This is a genomic window from Agromyces sp. Y558 (assembly GCF_059445415.1).
Genome location: NZ_JCAIUH010000001.1, coordinates 289868 through 309839, shown reverse-complemented (window position 1 = coordinate 309839; position 19972 = coordinate 289868). Strand labels below are relative to the sequence as shown.

General features: G+C 69.7%; 21 protein-coding genes. 16 read left to right on the top strand and 5 right to left on the bottom strand.

Going from position 1 to position 19972, the window contains the following annotated elements; all coding sequences use genetic code 11:
- The first annotated feature begins 8 nt into the window (after positions 1-8).
- From AC1C2T_RS01355 to AC1C2T_RS01330, 6 genes are all read left to right on the top strand, one after another.
- A complete protein-coding gene (locus AC1C2T_RS01355) occupies positions 9-170 on the top strand; it encodes a hypothetical protein (protein WP_495363147.1) in 162 nt (53 codons plus the stop codon).
- Positions 171-222: 52 nt separating this feature from the next.
- Positions 223-1419 carry an acetyl-CoA C-acyltransferase gene (locus tag AC1C2T_RS01350; protein ID WP_495363148.1) on the top strand — a complete coding sequence of 399 codons (1197 nt, stop codon included), beginning with the start codon at positions 223-225 and terminating at the stop codon, positions 1417-1419.
- Between the two features lie 35 nt (positions 1420-1454).
- Positions 1455-2273 (top strand): enoyl-CoA hydratase/isomerase family protein, encoded by an 819-nt coding sequence (locus AC1C2T_RS01345; RefSeq protein WP_495383967.1) that lies wholly within the window; start codon positions 1455-1457, stop codon positions 2271-2273.
- A complete protein-coding gene (locus AC1C2T_RS01340; RefSeq protein WP_495383966.1) occupies positions 2270-3139 on the top strand; it encodes a 3-hydroxyacyl-CoA dehydrogenase family protein in 870 nt (289 codons plus the stop codon). The genes AC1C2T_RS01345 and AC1C2T_RS01340 overlap by 4 nt, the downstream gene beginning before the upstream one ends.
- A gap of 230 nt (positions 3140-3369) precedes the next feature.
- On the top strand, positions 3370-5511 hold the full coding sequence (paaZ, locus tag AC1C2T_RS01335; RefSeq protein WP_495383965.1) for a phenylacetic acid degradation bifunctional protein PaaZ: 2142 nt from the start codon (positions 3370-3372) through the stop codon (positions 5509-5511).
- 44 nt (positions 5512-5555) lie between these two features.
- On the top strand, positions 5556-5942 hold the full coding sequence (locus AC1C2T_RS01330) for a hypothetical protein (protein ID WP_495363152.1): 387 nt from the start codon (positions 5556-5558) through the stop codon (positions 5940-5942).
- Positions 5943-5954: 12 nt separating this feature from the next.
- On the opposite strand, the gene AC1C2T_RS01325 is transcribed toward AC1C2T_RS01330, so the two are convergent.
- Together AC1C2T_RS01325 and AC1C2T_RS01320 are read right to left on the bottom strand one after the other, a co-directional pair.
- Positions 5955-8081 carry a RecQ family ATP-dependent DNA helicase gene (locus tag AC1C2T_RS01325; protein WP_495383964.1) on the bottom strand — a complete coding sequence of 709 codons (2127 nt, stop codon included), beginning with the start codon at positions 8079-8081 and terminating at the stop codon, positions 5955-5957.
- A 50-nt stretch (positions 8082-8131) separates the two neighbouring features.
- Complete coding sequence (locus AC1C2T_RS01320; protein WP_495383963.1) at positions 8132-9181, bottom strand: LLM class flavin-dependent oxidoreductase; 1050 nt, start codon at positions 9179-9181, stop codon at positions 8132-8134.
- 380 nt (positions 9182-9561) lie between these two features.
- Here AC1C2T_RS01320 and AC1C2T_RS01315 point away from each other — a divergent pair, with 380 nt between their 5' ends.
- From AC1C2T_RS01315 to AC1C2T_RS01300, 4 genes are all read left to right on the top strand, one after another.
- Positions 9562-9768: a hypothetical protein gene (locus AC1C2T_RS01315; protein WP_495383962.1), complete on the top strand. Its 207-nt coding sequence runs from the start codon at positions 9562-9564 to the stop codon at positions 9766-9768.
- 63 nt (positions 9769-9831) lie between these two features.
- Positions 9832-10416, top strand: a complete 585-nt coding sequence (locus AC1C2T_RS01310; RefSeq protein WP_495383961.1) for a TetR/AcrR family transcriptional regulator — start codon at positions 9832-9834, stop codon at positions 10414-10416.
- Positions 10409-11143 (top strand): ABC transporter ATP-binding protein, encoded by a 735-nt coding sequence (locus AC1C2T_RS01305; RefSeq protein ID WP_495383960.1) that lies wholly within the window; start codon positions 10409-10411, stop codon positions 11141-11143. The genes AC1C2T_RS01310 and AC1C2T_RS01305 overlap by 8 nt, the downstream gene beginning before the upstream one ends.
- Complete coding sequence (locus AC1C2T_RS01300) at positions 11140-11904, top strand: ABC transporter permease (protein ID WP_495383959.1); 765 nt, start codon at positions 11140-11142, stop codon at positions 11902-11904. Before AC1C2T_RS01305 ends, AC1C2T_RS01300 begins: the two co-directional genes overlap by 4 nt.
- Positions 11905-11941: 37 nt before the next feature.
- Here the strand turns inward: AC1C2T_RS01300 and AC1C2T_RS01295 are convergent, their stop codons facing one another.
- The 3 genes from AC1C2T_RS01295 to paaI form a co-directional block, all read right to left on the bottom strand.
- Complete coding sequence (locus tag AC1C2T_RS01295) at positions 11942-12571, bottom strand: TetR/AcrR family transcriptional regulator (protein ID WP_495383958.1); 630 nt, start codon at positions 12569-12571, stop codon at positions 11942-11944.
- Positions 12572-12731: 160 nt separating this feature from the next.
- On the bottom strand, positions 12732-14075 hold the full coding sequence (gene paaK, locus AC1C2T_RS01290) for a phenylacetate--CoA ligase PaaK (protein ID WP_495383957.1): 1344 nt from the start codon (positions 14073-14075) through the stop codon (positions 12732-12734).
- Between the two features lie 159 nt (positions 14076-14234).
- Positions 14235-14612: a hydroxyphenylacetyl-CoA thioesterase PaaI gene (gene paaI, locus AC1C2T_RS01285; protein ID WP_495363157.1), complete on the bottom strand. Its 378-nt coding sequence runs from the start codon at positions 14610-14612 to the stop codon at positions 14235-14237.
- 210 nt (positions 14613-14822) lie between these two features.
- Between paaI and paaA the strand changes: the two genes are divergently transcribed.
- The 6 genes from paaA (at position 14823) to AC1C2T_RS01255 (ending at position 19960) form a co-directional block, all read left to right on the top strand.
- Positions 14823-15803, top strand: a complete 981-nt coding sequence (paaA, locus tag AC1C2T_RS01280) for a 1,2-phenylacetyl-CoA epoxidase subunit PaaA (protein ID WP_495383956.1) — start codon at positions 14823-14825, stop codon at positions 15801-15803.
- 112 nt (positions 15804-15915) lie between these two features.
- On the top strand, positions 15916-16221 hold the full coding sequence (paaB, locus tag AC1C2T_RS01275; protein WP_495363159.1) for a 1,2-phenylacetyl-CoA epoxidase subunit PaaB: 306 nt from the start codon (positions 15916-15918) through the stop codon (positions 16219-16221).
- 50 nt (positions 16222-16271) lie between these two features.
- Positions 16272-17114 carry a 1,2-phenylacetyl-CoA epoxidase subunit PaaC gene (paaC, locus tag AC1C2T_RS01270; RefSeq protein ID WP_495363160.1) on the top strand — a complete coding sequence of 281 codons (843 nt, stop codon included), beginning with the start codon at positions 16272-16274 and terminating at the stop codon, positions 17112-17114.
- A gap of 119 nt (positions 17115-17233) precedes the next feature.
- On the top strand, positions 17234-17734 hold the full coding sequence (gene paaD / locus AC1C2T_RS01265; RefSeq protein WP_495385378.1) for a 1,2-phenylacetyl-CoA epoxidase subunit PaaD: 501 nt from the start codon (positions 17234-17236) through the stop codon (positions 17732-17734).
- Positions 17734-19029: a 1,2-phenylacetyl-CoA epoxidase subunit PaaE gene (gene paaE / locus AC1C2T_RS01260; protein WP_495383955.1), complete on the top strand. Its 1296-nt coding sequence runs from the start codon at positions 17734-17736 to the stop codon at positions 19027-19029. Before paaD ends, paaE begins: the two co-directional genes overlap by 1 nt.
- A gap of 145 nt (positions 19030-19174) precedes the next feature.
- Entirely contained in the window at positions 19175-19960 is a 786-nt protein-coding gene (locus AC1C2T_RS01255; RefSeq protein WP_495383954.1) for an enoyl-CoA hydratase/isomerase family protein, read from the top strand.
- Positions 19961-19972 lie beyond the last annotated feature (12 nt).

The window sequence follows — 19972 nt, the reverse complement described above, 5'->3', positions numbered from 1 at the left end:
CGCGGAAAGTGGAGCTGGAAGCGCAGTTGTTCTTCGAGCGCGTCGAGTCGGGCGAGCACGTCGAGTTCGCGCTCGTCGTGGGCGGGCGTGCTCGCCGGCCGAAGTTTCCCGGGCCGAGCCTCGTGGGCGGGTGGCGCGCAGGGGATCCGTTTGCCATACTTACTTCCTGAACGTTCGGTCGGGAAATGCGACCGGTGATGACAGTGCAGTCAGGAGTGGACCATGGCTGAGGCCTACCTCGTCGATGGCGTGCGCACGCCCGTCGGTCGTTACGGAGGCGCGCTCGCGGGAGTTCGTCCCGACGATCTCGCGGCGCTCGTCGTCGGCGAGATCGTACGGCGCACCCGGCTCGACGTCGCGGGCGAGCTCGGCGCGATCGACGAAGTCATCCTCGGCGCCGCGAACCAGGCGGGCGAAGACAACCGCAACGTCGCCCGCATGGCGGTGCTGCTCGCCGGGCTTCCCGACGAGATTCCCGGCATCACGGTCAATCGCCTCTGCGCCTCGGGCATGTCGGCGATCACGATGGCCGCGCAGGCGATCCGTGCCGGAGACTCCGACCTCATCGTCGCGGGCGGCGTCGAGTCGATGACGCGTGCGCCGTGGGTGCAGGCCAAGCCCGAGAAGGCCTGGGCGCGGCCCGGTGCGATGCACGACACGTCGATCGGCTGGCGGTTCCCGAATCCAGAGCTCTTGGCACGCGACAAGGCGACGTACTCGATGCCCGAGACGGCTGAAGAGGTCGCGCGCATCGACGGCATCACGCGCGAAGAGGCCGACGCGTTCGCCCTTCGCTCCCAGCAGCGGGCCGTGGCGGCGATCGCTGCGGGGCGCTTCGAGGCCGAGATCGTCGGTGTGCCGACCGCGCGCGGCGAGGTGCTCGTCGACGAGGGGCCACGCCCCGAGAGCACGCTCGAGGCGCTCGCCCGACTCCGGACGGTCGTGAACGGCGGCTCGGTCGTGACGGCGGGCAATTCGAGCGCGCTGAACGACGGGGCATCCGCGATTCTGGTCGCGAGCGGTGCGGCGGTCGAACGCTACGGGCTCACGCCCAGGGCGCGGGTCGTCGTCGGTGCGAGCTCGGGCATCGCCCCCGAGATCATGGGGCTCGGTCCTGTTCCCGCGACCGAGAAGGCACTCGAGCGCGCCGGCATCGATCTCGACGAGATCGGCTCGATCGAACTCAACGAGGCGTTCGCCACGCAATCGATCGCAGTCATGCGCCGCCTCGGGCTCGACGAATCGCGGGTCAACGCCGACGGTGGGGCGATCGCCCTGGGGCATCCGCTCGGCTCGTCGGGCTCGCGTCTCGTCGTGACGCTGCTCGGTCGCATGGAGCGAGAGGGCTCGCGCTACGGCCTCGCGACGATGTGCGTCGGCGTCGGCCAGGGCACGGCGCTCATCGTGGAGCGCGTCTGATGCGCGAGGGTCATGAGCTTGCCGAAGGAAGCAGCGTGCGCGGCAGGCCCGATTCGACCCTTCGACAGGCTCAGGGTGCCCCCCTTCGGCGAGCGCAGGGCACCGCAGGCTCAGCGAACGAGAGCCCGCTGCTCGTCGAACGGCTCGACGACCGCGTCGTGGCCACACTCAACCGACCCGACAAGCGCAACGCGATCGACCAGGCCACGATCGACGATCTGCACGTGCTCTGCGCCGAGCTCGAGGCGGTGCCGCGCACGCTCATCCTCACGGGCGCGCGCGGCGTCTTCGCCTCGGGCGCCGACATCGCAGAGCTCCGCGAACGGCGGGCGGATGACGCGCGCGCGGGCATCAACGCGAACGCGTTCGTTCGACTCGCGCTGCTGCCGATGCCCGTCATCGCAGCTCTCGACGGGTACGCGCTCGGCGGCGGCGCGGAGCTCGCCTACGCGGCCGACATCCGCGTCGCAACCCCCGCGCTCAAGATCGGCAACCCGGAGACCGGGCTCGGCATCATCGCCGCCGCCGGGGCGAGCTGGCGGCTGAAGGAGATCGTCGGCGACGCTCGGGCGATCGAACTGCTGCTCACAGGCCGCACCGTCGGCGCGGCCGAGGCGCTCGAGATCGGGCTCGTGAGCGAGCTGCACCCTGCCGACGAACTGCTGGCCGCTGCGCACGCGATCGCCGACCGAATCGCTCGCAACGACCGGGCTGCGACGATCGCCACGAAGCGAGTGTTCCGAGCACCGCGCGATGCGCACCCCGCCGCCGACCTCGAGGAACAGGCCGCGCTCTTCGAGAGCCCGGAGAAGCAGCGCCGCATGACCGAGTTCCTCGAGAGGAAGCGCACGTGACCGAGACCGCAACGGGGGCCCCCGAAGACGTCGGCGTACTCGGCGGCGGGCGCATGGGCGCCGGCATCGCGCACGCGTTCCTGCTCGCCGGCTCGCGAGTCACCGTCGTCGAGCGCGATGCGGATGCCGCGGGCGCGGCGTCGGCCCGTGTGCTCGAGTCCGTCGCGGCATCTGTCGCCCGAGGCACCGCCGACGATGACGAGAGCGCCATCGCCGCTCGCTTCGCCGCGTCGACCGATGTCGGGGACTTCGCCCGTTGCGACCTCGTCGTCGAGGCGGTGCCCGAAGACCTCGAACTGAAGATCGACGCGCTCACGCGCGTCGAGTCGGTGCTCGCGCCCGGCGCGGCGCTCGCGTCGAACACTTCGTCGATCTCAATCGACCAGCTCGCGGCGTTGCTCGATCGGCCCGAGCGGTTCCTCGGCCTGCACTTCTTCAACCCCGTGCCCGCGTCGACGCTCGTCGAGGTCGTGCGAGGCCGCGCAACCGAAGGGCCGCTCGTGGAGGAGGCGAGGGGTTGGGTGCACGCCATCGGCAAGACCCCGATCGTCGTCTCGGATGCCCCGGGCTTCGCCTCGTCTCGGCTGGGCGTCGCGCTGGGGCTGGAAGCGATCCGCATGCTCGAAGACGGCGTCGCGTCGGCCGAAGACATCGATGCCGCGATGAGCCTCGGCTACAAGCATCCGATCGGGCCGCTGCGGCTCACCGACATCGTGGGCCTCGACGTGCGGCTCGGCATCGCCGAGTACCTCTCGGCGACGCTCGGCGAACGCTTCGCGCCGCCCGCGCTGCTGCGCCGCATGGTCGCCGAGGGCAAGCTCGGGCGCAAGACCGGCGAGGGCTTCTACCTGTGGGACGCCCCATGATGATCAACAGTGGGTCGAGGAGGAGCGAAGCGAGGTCTCGAAACCTGCCTGCTCGATCCGTTTGGTTTCGAGACGCTCGCTTCGCTCGCTCCTCAACCCACGAGGGGGACGGCGCTGGTGCGCCTCCTCAACCCACGAGGGGGACGGCGCTGGTGCGCCTCCTCAACCCACGAGGGGGACGGCGCTGGTGCGCCTCCTCAACCCACGAGCATCAATAAGGAGAACCCCCGATGGTGACGATTCTGCCGAGCTATGTGAACGGCGAATGGTGGACGCCGCCGGCGTCGTCCGGTGGTGGCACGGCGGCGGACTCTGGTGTTGATGCGCCGGGCGCATCAACAGGTGAGGTGGCGGGTGCCGCCGGTGTTGAGGTGCGGGACGCATCAACAGGTGAGGTCGTCACACGCGTCTCGACCGAGGGACTCGACCTCGGCAGCGCGCTCGAGTACGCGCGCACCGTCGGGCAGGCCTCGCTCGGCGAGATGACCTTCCACCAGCGCGCGGTGCTGCTGAAGCAGATGGCGCTCGCGCTCACCGAGCGCAAGGGCGAGCTCTACGAGCTGTCGTCGCGAACGGGTGCGACGAAGCAGGACTCGTGGGTCGACATCGATGGTGGCATCGGCGTGCTCTTCGCGTACTCGTCGAAGGGCCGGCGCGAGATGCCGAACTCGAAGGTCTACATCGACGGTGCCGTCGAGAACCTCTCGAAAGACGGCTCATTCCTCGGACGGCATATCTACACCCGCCTGCCGGGCGTTGCCGTGCAGATCAACGCGTTCAACTTTCCGGTCTGGGGCTCGCTCGAGAAGTTCGCCCCGGCGTTCCTCGCCGGTGTGCCCACCCTCGTGAAGCCCGCGACGCCGACCGGATACCTCGCCGAGGCGTTCGTGCGCATCCTCGTCGAGTCGGGGCTGCTGCCTGAAGGGTCGCTGCAAATCGTGTCGGGCAGCGTGCCCGGGCTCTTCGATCACTTGCGGCTCGGCGACCTCGTAGCCTTCACCGGATCGGCATCGACCGCCGAGAAGCTGCGCGCGCATGACTCGGTGCAGACCGGCGGCGTGCGATTCACGAGCGAGACCGACTCGATCAACGCGAGCGTCCTCGGCACCGATGCCGTCGCCGGCACCCCCGAGTTCGACGCGTACGTCAAGCAACTCGTCGCAGAGATGACGACGAAGGCGGGTCAGAAGTGCACGGCGATCCGCCGGGCGATCGTGCCCGAGGCATCCGTCGACGCCGTCATCGACGCTGTGCGTGCGCGCATCGACGAGCGCGTCGTCGTCGGCGACCCGCGCGCTGAGGGGGTCACGATGGGGCCGCTCGCCTCGCTCGCGCAGCGCGACGAGGTGCTGCGTCAGGTCGGCAGGCTCGAAGCCGGCGGCGGCGAGCTCGTCATCGGGTCGACGGATGCTCCGAGCGTCAGCCTGTCCGACGACGTGAGCAGCGCGGCATCCGAGGGCGCTTTCGTCGCGCCGATGCTGTTGCGATTCGCGGATGCCGCGAGCCCGGCGCTGCACGAAGTGGAGGCGTTCGGTCCGGTGGCGTCGATCGTCGGCTACGACTCGGTCGCCGAGGCCGTCGCCCTCGTGGCGCGGGGCGGTGGATCGCTCGTGACGAGCGTCGCCACGCACGACCCCGAGATCGCTGTGGCGCTTGCAGGCGGCATCTCCGCGTACAACGGGCGCGTGTTGTTCCTCGACCGCGACGACGCGCGCTCGTCGACGGGCCACGGCTCGCCGCTGCCGAACCTCGTGCACGGCGGGCCCGGGCGCGCCGGCGGTGGCGAAGAGCTCGGCGGCATCCGTGCGGTGCTGCACCACATGCAGCGCACCGCAGTGCAGGGCTCACCAGCGATGCTCACCGCGCTCACCGGTGTGTGGCACGCGGGAGCCGCATCGCAGCCCGACGGCGGGCACCCGTTCCGCAAGTCGCTCGCCGAACTCCGCATCGGCGACCAGGTCGTGTCGGGTTCGCGCATGGTGACCCTCGACGACATCGAGACGTTCGCGGCGTTCACGGGCGACACGTTCTACGCGCACATGGACGAGGCCGCGGCATCCGCCAACCCGTTCTTCCCCGGCCGTGTCGCGCACGGCTACCTGCTCGTCTCCTGGGCGGCAGGCCTCTTCGTCGACGCGGCGCCGGGGCCGGTGCTCGCGAACTCGGGCCTCGAGAATCTGCGCTTCGTCACGCCGGTGTCGCCCGGCGACTCGATCCGCGTCGAGCTCACGGCGAAGCAGATCACACCGCGGGAGACAGACGAGTACGGCGAGGTGCGGTGGGACGCGGTGCTGCGCAACCAGAACGACGAGCTCGTTGCGTCGTACGACGTGCTGACCCTCGTCGCGAAGGAGCTCGCGCCGATCGCGTGACATGGCGGCTTGACGCGCGGCCGCTCGACCTCCACGCTGAACGCATGAGCGAATCGACGCAGATCGCCGCCCGCGGCGCTGCTTTCTGGATCTGTTACGCCGTGGTCATCGTCAGTGCGGGGGTCAGCGTGACCTACGCCATGCTGGCCGTGATCGACGGCGGCGTCGGCGCGGCGAACGCGAATGCGCTCTACGCCGCCGCGTGCAGCACGGCACTCGTCGTGCTCGCGCTCATCGCACCGCTGTTCCGATCGGATGACGCGCTACTCGCCATCGCTGTCGCGATGACGATCGTGCAGGGCATCGATGCGTTCATCGGGGCGATCCAGGGTGATGCGGCCAGGACGATCGTCTCCGCCGTGCTCTGCCTCGTGACGATCGTCGCGGCGACGTTCCTCGCGCGGAGCGATCACGCGCGCGGACGTGGTTGAGCCCCGCTCGTCTCAGCCGCGGAGCGCGAGCATGAACGGCAGCACCGAGGTCGCGCCCGCCTGACGGAGGACGCGAGCGGCGATCGTCAGCGTCCAGCGGCTGTCGGCCTGGTCGTCGACGAGGAGCACCCCGCCGGCCGGCACGTCGAGGCCCTCGGCGGTGAAGCGATCCCAGAGGCCGGCGAGCCGGAACGCACTGTTGCCGCCCGGCTGGCCCGTCGGACCGCCGCCCGAGTGCGCGAGCGCGCCGAGGTACGGCAACCGCCCGGCCTCGGCGATGCCTCGAGCAAGCGAGTCGACGAGGAGCGGCCGGGAGCGCGAGGGCATCGCGACGACCGCGACCGGGCGCTCGGCCCAGCCCCAGTCGGCGAGCACGCGCACACAGGCGGCGAGCACCTGCGGTGAGACGGGCTCGTCGGGAGCGCCCGCCGCGAACAGCTCGCGCAGCGTGCCGCCCCAGCCGAGGTCGGTGAGGCGGGCGAGCGCCCGGCCCTCCGCCGTCTGCTCGGCGGGCGCGATGCGGCCCTTCACGGGTACGCCGAGTCGGTCGGCGCCCGTGGGCCATGCACGTCGCGGTTCGATCGGCACGCCGACGCGGTCGAGCGATTCGGCCGCCGTCGCGCTCGCGGATGCCGCGATCTCACGTGGGAACCAGACGCCGGCGCAGTTGTCGCACCGCCCGCAGGGCGCTGCCGTGTCGTCGTCGAGGGAGCGCTGGAGGAACTCCATGCGACATCCGTCGGTCTGCTCGTACTCGATCATGTGTTGCTGCTCGGCGAGCCGCTCGGCGGCGATTCGTTCGTAGCGTTCGGCGTCGTAGACCCACGGCTCGCCGGTGGCGACCCAGCCGCCCTGCACACGGCGCACAGCACCGTCGACGTCGAGCACCTTGAGCAGCAGCTCGAGCGGCGTGCGACGGATGTCAACCATCGCCTCGAGCGCCGGCGTCGAGACCGGCACGTCGGAGAGTGCGCTGATGACGCGCTCGGCGCGATCCTGATCGGGCATCGAGGCCGTCGCGAAGTAATGCCAGATCGCCCCGTCTTCGGTGCCGGGGAGCAACAGCACGTCGGCGCTCTCGCTCGCACGGCCGGCGCGGCCGACCTGCTGGTAGTAGGCGACGGGTGACGACGGGGCGCCGAGGTGCAGCACGAAGCCGAGGTCGGGCTTGTCGAAGCCCATGCCGAGCGCGCTCGTGGCGACGAGCGCCTTCACCTCGTTGCGCTTGAGCATGCCCTCGGACTCGGTGCGCTCGTCCGTATCGGTCTGCCCGGTGTAAGCGCGCACCTCGTGCCCGCGGTCGCGCAACAGGCGCGCGGTGTCGTTGGCGGCCGCGACGGTCAGTGTGTAGATGATGCCCGAACCCGGAAGATCGTCGAGATGGCTGAGCAGCCACGCGAGCCGGCTCGGTGAATCGGGCAGCCGCAGCACCCCCAGCCGCAGGGACGCGCGGGCGAGCGGCCCACGGATCGTCAGCACCTCAGCGACTGCGCCGGTCGCGCCGGTTACCTCGGTGCCCAGTTGCTCCGCCACATCCGCCACCACTCGGCTGTTCGCCGTGGCGGTCGTGGCGAGTACCGGCACTTCAGCCGGCATCTGCCCGATGAGGTCGCGCAGCCGCCGGTAGTCGGGCCGGAAGTCATGCCCCCAGTCGCTGATGCAGTGTGCCTCGTCGACGACGAGCATGCCGATGCGCCGCACGAGTGCGGGCAGCTGCTGCTCACGGAAGGAAGGGTTGTTGAGCCGCTCGGGCGAGACCAGCAGCACGTCGACCTCGTCGCGGTCGAGTTGCGCGAGCACGTCGCTCCACTCGTGCGCGTTCGTCGAGTTGATCGCCACCGCACGCACGCCGGCGCGCTCGGCGGCGGCGATCTGGTCGCGCATGAGAGCGAGCAGCGGTGAGACGAGCACCGTCGGTCCTGCGCCCTGTCGGCGCAGCAGCAGCGTCGCGACGAAGTACACCGCCGACTTGCCCCAACCGGTGCGCTGCACGACGAGCGCTCGCCGCCGCCCCTCGACGAGCGCCTCGATCGCTTCGAACTGCCCCTCGTGGAACTCGGCGTCGGAGCGTCCCACGAGTTCGCGCAGCGCCTCGAGGGCAGCATCGCGGGTGTCGGCGGGCGATGCGGCGAGAGTCATGCCCCCACTCTGGCCCACTCGACCGACAAGCGGCTGGGCGTCGAGCTGACTCAACGCTCGGCGGGCTCCCACCCGATCGCGGGCCCCACGTGCTCGGCGATCGCCGTGAGCAGTCGCGTGTTGTAGTCGACGCCGAGCTGGTTCGGCACGGTGACGAGCAAGGTGTCGGATGCCGCGACGGCAGCGTCGTTCGCCAGGTCGGCGGCGATCTTGTCGGGCTCGCCGATGTAGCTCTTGCCGAATCGGGCGAGGCCGCCGTCGAGGAATCCGACCTGGTCTTCGGAGTCCGACGACTCGCGCTCGCCGAAGTACATCCGGTCTTCGTCGTTCATGATCGGCAGGATGCTGCGCGACACCGACACTCGCGGGGTGCGCTCCCACCCGGCATTCCCCCATGCATCGCGGAAGATCTGGATCTGCTCGGCCTGCAGCTCGTCGAACGGCACCCCGGTGTCTTCCGTGAGCAAGGTCGAGCTCATGAGGTTCATGCCCTGCTCGGCGGTCCACTTCGCCGTGGCTCGTGTACCCGAGCCCCACCAGATGCGGTCGGGCAGGCCCGGCGACTGCGGCTGAATCGGGAGCAGGCCGGTCGAGCCGGTCATCTGCGGGTTCGCCGGAGCGACGCCCGCGCCCGCGATGGCCGCTCGGAACAGCTCGGTCTTCGCGCGGGCGAGATCCGCATCGGTCTCACCCTCGGGCGGCACGAAGCCGAACGTCTGCGAGCCGTCGAGCGCCGTCTCGGGTGATCCCCGGCTGACGCCGAGCTGCAGGCGGCCCTCGCCGCCGCCGTGGGCGCTGATGAGGTCGGCCGCGGCGGCCTCCTCGGCCATGTAGAGCGGGTTCTCGTAGCGCATGTCGATGACGCCGGTGCCGATCTCGATGCGGCTCGTGCGTGCGCCGATCGCGGCGAGCAGCGGGAACGGCGAGGCGAGCTGCCGGGCGAAGTGGTGGACGCGGAAGAACGCGCCGTCGATGCCGAGCTCTTCGGCCGCGACGGCGAGTTCGATCGCCTGCACGAGTGCGTCACCGCCGGTGCGCGTGCCCGATTGCGGCGAGGGATGCCAGTGGCCGAACGAGAGGAACCCGATGCGTTGCTTCACCTTGACTACAGCGCTCCGAGGCATCCGACCATTCCCGGCTCTTCAGCCGGCTGATCTCGAGGGCGTCACCGCCAGAATTCGGTGAGCTTCCCGGCGAGGGTTCTGCCCCGGTCGTAGCCGGCCCGAGCAGCGGGCGGACGCAGCGACCCGTCCATCGCGTTGGCGCCGACCATGTGCTCGGAGTCGCTGTCGGGGAATATCGTCTCGACTCTGCACGATCGCCAAGACGGTAGCACAGCGGCCGCGCGAGTGCGCATCTGCGAGGGGCCTCAGGCCCTACCTCAGACCGGCGAGCGGGTCGTGTCGAGGAATATGGCGATCAGCGGATGCCGCGTGCCCCCCTTAGAGAGGAATCTCGAGACATACACACAGGAGTCGACATGATCATCTCGGAAATCACCTTCCCTCACCTGCAGGCAGCGAACGACGCACAGCTGACGCGTGACCTCGAGCGGCGGCGCGTGGCCGCCGAACGGCGGGAGGAGGAGCGCGCGAGCCGACTCGCCGGACCGAGCACGTCGGCCGCTGCAGCGCCCGCGCGCAAGGCGAACTTGGCCGGCACCACCGGCGCATCGGCGCTCCGCTGAACGCGCGAGCGATTCACGACCCGGACGTTTGTCGTCAATAATGTGAGCGACTAACATTATGGAATGAACATCGCGAAGAACACGCCGACGCCGCGCCCGTCGAAACGCGAGCGCACGCGCGCTGCCCTCATCGAGGCCGGACTCGAACTCTTCGAACGGCAGGGCTACGAGTCGACCACCGTCGACGAGATCGCCCGCACTGCGGGCGTGACCGAGATGACGTTCTTCCGGCATTTCCCGGCGAAGGATCACCTGCTCCTCGACGACCCGTACGACCCGCTGCTCATCGCCGCGATCGGCACGCAACCGCTGGCGGATGCCCCGTTCCTCCGCGCCGCTCGTGGGGTACGGGCGGCATGGCGCGCCGTGCCCGAGCCAGAGACGCCACTGATCCGGCGCCGGGTGCGCATCGCCGCGCAGACCTCGTCGTTGCGTGGGGCGATGTGGCGCTCGACGGGCAACACCGAGCGGGCGATCGTCGACCAGCTGGTGGCGGATGGCGCGTCGGCCGAGGTCGCGCGGGTCGCCGCGGCATCCGTGCTCGCCGCCCTCGTAGCCGGATTGTTCTCGTGGGCCGAGCGCGAGACCGACACCCTCGCAGACTCGATCGAACATGCGCTCGACGTGATCGACGTGCGCCATGACTGACCCTCGGCTCGACGCGCGAGGGCTCGTGCGCGAGTTCGCAGGCTGCGCCGGAGTGCACGGCATCGATCTGACGATCGCGCCCGGCGAGATCCACGCGATCGTCGGCCTCAACGGCGCAGGCAAGACCACCCTCATGCGACTCGTGCTCGGGATGCTTCGGCCGCAGGCGGGCACGGTGCGCATCGACGGCAGCGAGCTGAGTGATGCGCCCGCGTCCGTGTGGGCGCGAGTGGGCCAGCTGGTGGAGCATCCGCTCGCCTACGCCGAGCTCGACGGCAGGTCGAATCTGATCGCGGCTGCACGCCTTCACGGCATCGGGCGTCGGCACGCCGGTGAGCTGGTTGATCGGGCCATCGAGGAGTTCGACCTCGCGCGATACGCGAGCGTGCGGGCGAGCCGCCTGTCGCTCGGCAACCGACAGCGAGTGGGCCTCGCCGCGGCTCTGCAGCACGAGCCGAACCTCATCGTGCTCGACGAGCCGACGAACGCGCTCGACCCGCGCGGCGTGATCCTGCTCCGTGAGGCGCTGTTGCGCCGGGCGGCGGCGGGCGCCGGCGTCCTCGTGTCGAGTCACCATCTCGACGAGGTCGCTCGCATCGCCGACCGCATCACGGTCATCAACGCCGGCCGTGCGATCGGCGCGCTCGACCCGGCCGGTGTCGACCTCGAGCGGGCGTTCTTCGCGATGCTGCACGCCGACGACCTCGACCTGGAGGCCGGCGCATGAGCGCACTCTTCGGCACGGCGGTGGCGGTCGAGGCTCGCAAGGCGCGGGCGTCGCGCGTCATGAGCTCGATCACCGTCATCCTCATCGGCGGCGTCACGGTGCTCACGCTCGGCATGCTGGTCGGGGCGGCATCCGGCGACGGCCAGATCTTGGCGAAGCTCGGGCCGCTCGCCGGCGCCGGCGGCTGGGCCGGACTCGTCGGGGTCGTGGCGCAGATCACCGCCGCCGGCGGACTGCTCGCGTTCGGCGTCGCACTCAGCTGGATGTTCGGCCGCGAGTTCGCCGACGGCACCGTGGGCGGCCTCTTCGCGCTCCCCGTGCGCCGATCGACGATCGCACTCGCCAAGCTCGCCGTGTACCTCGCGTGGGCCGTCGGCGTGGCCGTGGTGCTGACCGTCGCCGTTGCTGCCGTCGGGCTGGCGCTCGACTACGGGCGCACGGATGCCGCGGGCGCCGGCGAGCTCGCGCGCGTTCCCTTGCTCGTGGTGCTCACTGCGCTCATCGCCGTGCCGGCCGCGTGGGTCGCGACCCTCGGGCGCGGGCTGTTGCCTGGCATCGCAGCGACCGTCGGTCTCATCGTCGTCGCGCAGGTCATGGCCGTGATCGGCATCGGCGAGTGGGTGCCGCTCGTGGCGCCGGCGCTCTGGGCGATCACGCCCGACTCCGTGCCGCTCGCGAGCCTCGCCATGGTGCCGTCGGTGCCGATCGTGTTCGGCGCGCTGTGCGCGCTCGCATGGACACGTCTGCAGCTCGATCGCTGAGGCGCCGCGGGTGCTGCCACTCGACTGGCGCTGCTCGTCAGCCGAGCAGCTCCTGGACGCGGTTCGAGGTGGGCATGCGCAGGCCGTCGAGCGCGACGGCGATGACGTCGTCGGCGAGCTTGTCGGCGTCTTCACGCCCGCCCGGGCGGTACCACTCGACGATCGAGTTGATCATGCCGAACAGCAGTCGTGAGACGACGCTCGCGTCGATGTCGCTGCGCAGCGTGCCCTCGGTCTGCGCCTCCTCGACGAGCGCGGTGACCGCCTTGTCGAACGCACGGCGACGTGCGAGGGCACGGCGTTCGACCTCGGTGTTGCCGCGCACCCTGAGCAGCAGCGTCACGGAGGCGAGTTTCGACACGAGCACGTGTACGGCGCCGCGCAGCACACGGTCGACACGGTCGGTCGCACGGCCGCCCGAGGCATCCGCTTCGCTCAGGACGGATTCGAGCGCGCTCAGCGCTTCATCGAGTGCCTGCTCGAGGATCTCGTCCTTCGACGCGAAATGGTGGTAGATCGCCGATTTCGAGAGGCCGAGTCGGTCGGCGAGCATGCCCATCGAGGTCGCGTCGTAGCCGTACTGGTTGAAGGCGGCGACGGCGACCTCGAGGATGCCCTGCCGGTCGTAACCGGGTCGCCCTCGTCGAAGTGATCCGTTCTCAGACATCGCCCTCATCTTCGCATCCTCTTCGCCGAGTTCTGCGGGTTGAGCCTGTCGAAACCCATTCCGGGTGAGGGTTTCGACAAGCTCAACCCGCTCGAGGGTTTCGACAAGCTCAACCCGCTCGGGGGTTTCGACAAGCTCAACCCGCAGACGCACCGCACCCTCAACTCGCAGTCGTGCGCAGGTCGTAGACGCGCTTGTATTTGCCCTCGCTGCGGGGGAGTGCCCCCGGCTCTTCGAGCTTCACGGCGACGGATGACCCGATGCCCTCCTTGATGCGCTTGGCGAGCACGATCGTGGCGGCCTGGCAGACGTCGACGTCGAGGTCGGGGTGACGTTCGATGCGCACGGTCAGGTCGTCCATCGTGCCCGTGCGGGTGAGCTCGAGGATGAAGTGCGGCGTCAGCTGCTCGATGCCGAGCACGATCTCCTCGATCTGGGTCGGGAAGAGGTTCACGCCGCGCAGGATGATCATGTCGTCGTTGCGGCCGGTGATCTTCTCGATCCGGCGCATGCCGGGCCGCGCCGTGCCGGGCAGCAGTCGGGTGAGGTCGCGCGTGCGGTACCGGATGACCGGGAACGCTTCTTTCGTGAGCGAGGTGAAGACGAGTTCGCCCATCGCGCCGTCGGCCAGCTGTGCGCCGGTCTCACCGTCGATGATCTCGGGCAGGAAGTGATCCTCCCAGAGGTGCGGCCCGTCTTTCGTCTCGAGGCACTCGCTACCGACGCCGGGCCCCATGACCTCGCTGAGCCCGTAGATGTCGAGCGCATCGATGCCGAGGCGCTGCTCGAGGTCGCGCCGCATCTCGTTCGTCCACGGCTCGGCGCCGAGCACGGCGACCTTGAGGCTCGTCGAGCGCGGGTCGATGCCCTGCTCGACCATGCAGTCGGCGATCGTGAGCAGGTAGCTCGGCGTGCAGAGGATCGCATCGGGCTCGAAATCGACGATGAGCTGCACCTGCCGTGCAGTCTGCCCACCCGACATCGGGATGACGGTCGCGCCGAGCTTCTCGATGCCGGCGTGCGCGCCGAGGCCGCCCGTGAAGAGGCCGTACCCATAGGCGTTGTGCACCTTCATGCCCGGCCGGATGCCGCTCGCCCGCAGCGACCGCGCGATGAGCGTCGCCCAGCGGTCGAGGTCGCCCTTCGTGTAGCCGACGACGGTGGGCCGGCCGGTGGTGCCGCTCGAGGCGTGGATGCGCGCGACCTGCTCCATCGGCACGGCGAACATGCCGAAGGGGTAGGTCTGGCGCAGGTCCTCCTTCGTCGTGAAGGGCAGCTTGGCGAGGTCGTCGAGCGAGCGGATGTCGCGGGGGTGCACGCCCGCATCGTCGAACTTCTTCGTATAGAGGGGCACGTGCTCGTAGGCGTGCTGCACGGTCTGCTGGAGGCGCTCGAGCTGCAGCACCTCGATCTCGGCCCGGGACATCCGCTCTTCGGGGTCGAGTTCTTGGGGCGCGGCGGGGGCGAGGCCCGAGACGCTGGGGGTGATGGTCGTCGTCGACACGGGGTGCTCCTCGGGGTCGGGTGGAATTCGGTGCCCTGAGCCGGTCGAGCTCCCTGAGCCTGTCGAGCTCCTTGAGCCTGTCGAGCTCCTTGAGCCTGTCGAAGGGCGAAGCGAACGGTGCGGCTGGCTCCCTTCGACAGGCTCAGGGAACGGGACGGGTCAGATGGTGCGATTGGTGGAGATCGAACGGCCGCGGAACTCGGCGACCGGGTCGCCGTGCTCGTCGGTGACCGAGACGTCGTAGAGGCCCGTGCGGCCGCTGCGGGTGCGGCGCACCGCGGTCGCCGTGAGCGTCTGCCCGGTGACCGTGGACTTCAGGAAGGTGATGTCGGCGCCGGCTGCGACGGTGACGGTGTCGTCTTCGTTGCAGGCGATCGCGAAGGCCGTGTCGGCCAGGGTGAAGACGAGCCCGCCGTGGGTGATGTGGAACCCGTTCGTCATGTCGTCGCGCACACGCATCGAGACGATCGCGATGCCGGGCTCATCTCGCTCGACGACCATACCGAGGGCGGCGGAGGCGCGGTCGCGCTGCATCATGGCACGGTTCGAGGCCGGGCCGGTTGTCGTGGCAGTGGTCGCGGCATCCAAATCTGAAGCTCCTCATCGAGTTCACGCGTTCACGCGTTCGCGCGCCGTTGCTGCGGCGCTCGACTTGACTATATACTAACTGAACGATCGGTTAGTAATGTCGGATGCCACGAGCGCCCGCATGCCAGGCGAAAGCCGCAGAACACACAGGAGTCGACGATGACCTCTCCCGCAGACCTCAGCGTGGTCGAACGAGACCTCTCCCCCGAGGAGGAGCAGTTCAACGACCTCATCACCGCGGACTCCCGCATCGAGCCGCGCGACTGGATGCCCGATGCGTACCGCAAGACGCTCATCCGCCAGATCAGCCAGCACGCGCACTCCGAGATCATCGGCATGCAGCCCGAGTCGAACTGGATCACGCGCGCGCCGAGCCTCAAGCGCAAGGCGATCCTGATGGCGAAGGTGCAAGACGAGGCGGGCCACGGGCTCTACCTCTACTCGGCCGCGCAGACGCTCGGCATCACCCGCGAAGAGATGATGGACCAACTCATCACCGGGCGGGCGCGCTACTCTTCGATCTTCAACTACCTCACCCCGACCTGGGCGGACATGGGCGCGATCGGCTGGCTCGTCGACGGTGCCGCGATCTGCAACCAGGTGCCGCTCTGCCGCGCGTCGTACGGCCCGTACGGACGCGCAATGGTGCGCATCTGCAAAGAGGAGTCGTTCCACCAGCGGCAGGGCTTCGAGATCCTGCTCGAACTCATGCAGGGCAGCGAGGCGCAGCGCGAGATGGCGCAAGACTCCGTGAACCGCTGGTACTGGCCCTCGCTCATGATGTTCGGGCCGCCCGACGACGAGTCGCCGAACTCGGCGCAGTCGATGGCGTGGAACATCAAGCGCTTCTCGAACGACGAACTGCGCCAGCGCTTCGTCGGCATGCTCGTACCGCAGGCAGCGGTGCTCGGCGTCACGCTGCCCGACCCGAACCTCGCGTGGAACGACGAGACCGGGCAGTACGACATGAGCGAGATCGACTGGGACGAGTTCAACGAGGTGCTCGCCGGCCGCGGACCCGCGAATGCCGAGCGCCTGCGCCGTCGGCGCGAGGCGCACGAAGACGGCGCCTGGGTGCGCGAGGCCGCGGCGGCGTACGCCGAGAAGCGCTCCCTGAGCCTGTCGAAGGGTGCAGCATGAGTGGGTTGAGGAGCGAGCGCAGCGAGCCACCGAAACCCGGGCTGTCCGAACGTGGGGTTTCGAGACGGCGCTGGCGCGCCTCCTCAACCGGCGTGAGCGAGAGGAACAGCTGATGTCGACTCCCGGCGAAATCGGCACCGAGGCCTGGCCCCTGTGGGAGGTCTTCGTGCGCGCCAATCGCGGGCTCTCCCACGTACACGTGGGCTCGCTGCACGCGCCCGACTCCGACATGGCGGTGCGCAACGCGCGCGACCTGTACACGCGCCGGGGCGAGGGCATCTCGATCTGGGTGGTACCCGCCGACGCGATCACGACGAGCGACCCCGACGCGAAGGGCGCGTTCTTCGAGAGCCCCGCCGGCAAGAACTACCGGCACGCGGTCTACTACACGAAGAGCGAAGGGGTGAAGCACCTGTGAGCGATGTGCGCCCTGAGCCAGTCGAAGGGTTTCGACAGGCTCAACCCGCAGTGGACGTCCACGGCGACGTCTCCGTCGATCGGCTCGCGCTCGCCGAAGAGCTCGCGGGCACCGCCGCCGACGGCACCATGACGGTCGCGTCGACGGATGCCGCGCAGTACGCGCTGCGCCTCGGCGACGACGCCCTCGTGCTCGCCCAGCAGCTCGGCATGTGGATCGCCAGCGCTCCCGAACTCGAAGAGGACGTCGCCCTCGGCAACATCGCCCTCGACCTCATCGGCCACGCGCGCTCCCTCCTGCACTATGCGGGCACCGCGAGCGGCCGCAGCGAAGACGACCTCGCCTACTGGCGCGACGAGCCCGAGTGGACGAACGCCTGGCTCTTCGAACAGCCGAACGGCGACTTCGCCCACACGATCGCGCGTCAGCTCGCGGCATCCGTGTACCTGTACGAGCTGTACTCGCGGCTCGTCGACTCGGCCGACCCGACGCTCGCGGCGATCGCTGCGAAGTCGGTGAAGGAGATCGACTACCACCGCGACCATGCCACCCAGTGGGTGCTGCGGCTCGCGGGCGGCACCGAGGAGTCGCGTCGCCGCATGATCGCCGCGATCACCGACACCTGGCCGTACATCGACGAGCTCTTCGTCGACGATGCGCTCGTCGAACGCCTTGCCGCCGACGGGGTTGCGGTGCTTCCCTCGACGCTGCTCGCTGCCTTCGACGCCGTCATCGACGAGGTGTTCCTCGAGGCGGGTCTCGAGCGACCGGCCGGTCGCACCGCGTTCGTCGCGTCGGGCGGCGGCCGCGAAGGCCGGCACACCGAGCACCTCGGCCCGCTGCTCGCAGAGATGCAGGTGCTCGCCCGTGCGCACCCGGGGACATCGTGGTGAGCGCGGCCGCGATCGCCCGTCGAGTAGCGCCGCCGGAGGCGACGCGTATCGAGACGCAGACGGGTCTCGATACGACGGCTGCGCCGCCTGCTCGACCAGCGGCTTCCGTCGCACGACCGGTGCCGACGAACCCGGCCGCCCGGCGCGCGTGGGAGGTCGCGGCGACCGTGACCGACCCCGAGATTCCGGTGCTCACGATCGAAGACCTCGGCGTGCTGCGCTCGGTCGACATCGGTGAGAACGGCACCGTGCGCGTCGCGTTGACGCCCACGTACAGCGGATGCCCCGCGCTCGACGCGATGCGTGACGATGTGCTGCTCGCGCTGACGCACGCCGGCTACGACGAGGTGCGGGTCGAAATCGTGCTCGCGCCCGCGTGGACCACCGACTGGATGAGCGAGGGCGGCAAGGAGAAGCTCCGCCGCTACGGCATCCAGGCGCCGACGGGCAACGCCGCCGCGCGCGGCTCCGGGCCCGTGCGGCTGCAGCTCGCCGTGAAATGCCCGCGCTGCGACTCGCTGAACACGCGCGAGCTCGCCCGCTTCGGCTCGACCTCGTGCAAAGCGCTCTACGAGTGCCGTGACTGCCTCGAGCCCTTCGACTACTTCAAGGTGCTCTGATGGCGGCGAAGAACCTGGGCTCCACCTCCTCGCGGGTTGAGGAGCGCCCGGCGCAGGAGGACGCGTCTCGAAACCCGCCCCTCGGTGGCGGAGGTTTCGAGACGGGCGCTGCGCACCCTCCTCAACCCACGGAGGCTGTCGCCTCGGCGTTCCTCGCGAGCACGGTCGGCGGCGAGACGGCGACCAACGAAGACGGTCCGAGCCCGAGCCGACGGCGAGCCCGGTTCCACGCGCTCGAGGTCGCCGAGGTGCGCCCGCTCACTGCCGACGCGGTCGAGGTCACCTTCGCCGTGCCCGATGCCCTCGCCGACGAGTACACCTACCTGCCCGGCCAGTACGTCGCCCTCCGTAAGGACTTCGACGGCCACGAGCTGCGACGCAGCTACTCGATCTGCCGGCCGCCGGAGCGGGGCAGCGTCTCGGTGGCGATCAAACGCGACCTCGGCGGACTCTTCTCGACGTGGGCGAACACCGAGCTCGCCGCGGGCGACACGCTCGAGGTGATGAGCCCGCAGGGCACGTTCACCTCGACCCTCGACGCACTCGACGGCAAGCATGTCGTCGGCATCGCCGCGGGCTCGGGCATCACCCCGCTCATGGCGCTCGCCCACACGGTGCTGGCCCGCTCCGAGACATCCGAGTTCGAACTCGTCTACACGAACCGGTCGACGCTCGACGTGATGTTCCTCGAAGAGCTCGCCGAACTGAAGGACCGCTACCCCTCGCGCCTCGCGCTGCACCACGTGCTCTCGCGCGAGCAGCGCACCGCGCCACTGCTGTCGGGGCGCATCGACGGCGAGAAGCTCGAGCGCATGCTCGACGTGCTGATCCGCCCCGAGACGATCGACGAGTGGTTCCTCTGCGGGCCGTTCGAGCTCGTGCAGCTCGCTCGCGACACGCTCGAGGCGCGCGGTGTGCCCACCAAGCATGTCCGCTACGAACTCTTCACGACGGACGCCGACCGGGTCGAACCGCGACACGGACGGCCTGTCGTCGTCGAGCGCGGCGAGCCGACCGTCGCAATCGAGTTCACCCTCGACGGGCAGTCGACGACCGTCGACAGCCCGGTGAGCGCGAACGAGTCCATCCTCAATGCGGCGCTGCGAGTGCGGCCAGACGTACCGTTCGCGTGCGCTGGCGGTGTCTGCGGTACGTGTCGCGCGCGCCTCGTCGAAGGCAGCGTGGCGATGACCGAGAACTACGCGCTCGAACCCGACGAACTCGAACGCGGCTACGTGCTCACCTGCCAGTCGCACCCGAAGTCCGACCGCGTCGTCGTCGACTACGACGTGTGATGTCCCACCGCGGCGCCACAGCCTCCCTTCTCAGGAACGACCCTCCCAAAACGTACTGTTTTCAGGAGAATCTGACGGGAATCTGCGGTATCGGGCAAGAATCTCCTGAGAAAAGCAATAGGCGAGCGGAAGAGAGAGCAGCACGATGATCGAACTGAGCGTGCACGACGGCGTTGCCGAGATCGTGCTGAACGCGCCCGAGAAGCTGAACGCGCTCGATGAGGCAGCGATCGGCGAGCTCTCGGCGGCCTACACCGAGGCCGAGCGGATGTCGCAGCTCGGTGAGGTGCGTGCACTCGTGCTGCGCGGCGAAGGGCGCGCGTTCTGCGCCGGCCGCGACATCTCGGGCGTCGACCCGCGCGACGACGACGTGCTCGGCTATCTCGGCGGACTCGTCGAGCCATTGCTGCAGCGCATGGCGGGATTCCCCGCGCCGACCTTCGCCGTCGCCCACGGCGCGTGCCTCGGCGTCGGACTCGGCCTGCTCATCGCGTCGGACATCGTCTACGTCGCCGACACCGCGAAGATCGGCTCGCCATTCGCGAACCTCGGCGCGACCCTCGACTCGGGCGGCCACGCCCTGTTCTTCGAGCGTCTCGGCGCGCACAGGACGATGGACCTCATCGTCACGGGCCGGCTCATGTCGGGGTCGGAAGCGGTCGCCGCCGGGCTGTTCTCGCAGGTCTTCGTCGCCGACGAGGTGACGGATGCCACCCGCGCCGCGGCCCGCGCCGCGGCATCCGGGGCGACCCAGGCGTTCGTCGCCTCGAAGCGACTCATCGCCGCGCTCCGCGACGACCGGCTCGGACTCTGGGCGTCGATGGCGGAGGAGAACCGTGCGCAGGCCGCGCTCTGCGACACGGTCGACTACCGTGAGGGCTTCGCCGCGTTCCAGGAGAAGCGCAAGCCGGTCTTCACCGGCTCACGTTGATCTCGAGCAGCA